This window comes from Vibrio penaeicida (assembly GCF_002933855.1).
Taxonomy (GTDB): domain Bacteria; phylum Pseudomonadota; class Gammaproteobacteria; order Enterobacterales; family Vibrionaceae; genus Vibrio; species Vibrio penaeicida_A.
The window spans coordinates 1-1,426 of the sequence record NZ_BFAQ01000010.1 but is presented as its reverse complement, the minus strand read 5'-3'; the positions used below and the strand labels follow the sequence as shown (position 1 = coordinate 1,426).

The window sequence follows — 1,426 nt, the reverse complement described above, 5'->3', positions numbered from 1 at the left end:
TGAACTGACCCCCAATAGTTGGACACCAATTATTGGGGGTCTTTTTATGTCCAAATACAACCGAGCATTGAAATGCTCAATTGCTAAACAATATCTACAAGGCGAGAGTTCATCTTTGGAGCTTTCTCGCCTTCATTCCATACCATCACGTCAAATACGTTACTGGGCACAAGTATTCGATATTCATGGCTCTCAGGCATTTACCCCTCATGACTTTGCAAAGAATGCACAAACTAAACTGCAAGCTTTAAAGCATATGTGGACGAATGGTTGGTCTATCAGTCACACTAGTGCGGTTTTAAATTTTTCTTCCTCTGGCACGCTTGCTGTTTGGCTCAAGCAGTACGAAAGAGATGGTTTTCAGGGGCTTGAACGTAGCAGAGGACGACCCGCAATGAGTAAGCATCCCTTTATTCAAAACAAGAGCGATGATGAGAAAACACTGGAAGAGCTCAAAGAGGAGTTAGCGTACTTGCGAGCAGAGAATGCTGTCCTAAAAAAGTTAGAGGAGCTGGAACAGGAGAAGCATCGTCGAACAAAGAAAAAACGAAAGTAGTTCTGGCTCTTAAAAATCAATACCTACAACAACATCTCTTGCATACCCTTAAGTTAGCAAGAAGTAGCTTCTATTATCATGCGCAGTCGAACAACGCCGCCGAAAGCTATCAAGATGAAAAACAATTGATTGAGAAAATATACCATGACCATAAAGGGAGATATGGCTATCGTCGCATTCACTTAGAGTTAAGGAAACAGGACGTCATGCTTAACCATAAGACAGTTCAACGACTGATGAGGTTACTTGGTTTGAAATCAACGGTCAGACCTAAGCGGTACAGCTCTTACAAAGGAGAAGCTGGGACAACCGCACCCAATGTACTTGAACGGGACTTCAATGCGACGAAGCCTGATGAAAAATGGGTCACGGATGTCACTGAGTTTAAAGTTCAACAGCAGAAGGTATACCTATCACCCATCGTTGATCTGTTTACGCGAGAAGTTGTGGCTTACAAGGTTGCGAAAAATGCGTGTTTACCTCTGGTCACTGACATGCTGACAGAGGCGGTTGCAACCTTAGCCGAAGACGCTAAGCCAATAGTGCATAGCGATCAAGGGTGGCAATATAGGCATAGGAAATATCAGAAAACTCTCGCTGAGCGGGGATTAACTCAAAGTATGTCACGAAAAGGAAACTGCTTGGATAACGCAGTAGCAGAGAACTTCTTTGCCTTGTTGAAAACAGAAATGTACCATAACCAGCACTTTGAAGATGCCGATGACTTAATCGCACATATTGAAGAATACATAGAGTACTACAATACGAAACGCATCAAGGTGAAACTAGAAGGCCTGACTCCGACGGAATATCGAAATCAGGCCTTACAAGCCGCTTAACAGAAATGTCCAACTTTATGGGGTCAGTTCA

At 43.2% G+C, this 1,426-nt stretch carries 1 protein-coding gene and 1 pseudogene; both read left to right on the top strand.

Annotation, left to right across the window (positions count from 1 at the left end; all coding sequences use genetic code 11):
* Positions 1-556: helix-turn-helix domain-containing protein (locus VPNCDNU1_RS03510; protein ID WP_237324081.1), on the top strand; the 556-nt coding region annotated here is incomplete at its 5' end.
* Positions 556-1,395 (top strand): annotated as a pseudogene (locus VPNCDNU1_RS03505) (IS3 family transposase); the annotation flags it as partial. The gene VPNCDNU1_RS03510 and the pseudogene VPNCDNU1_RS03505, both read left to right, overlap by 1 nt.
* Positions 1,396-1,426 lie beyond the last annotated feature (31 nt).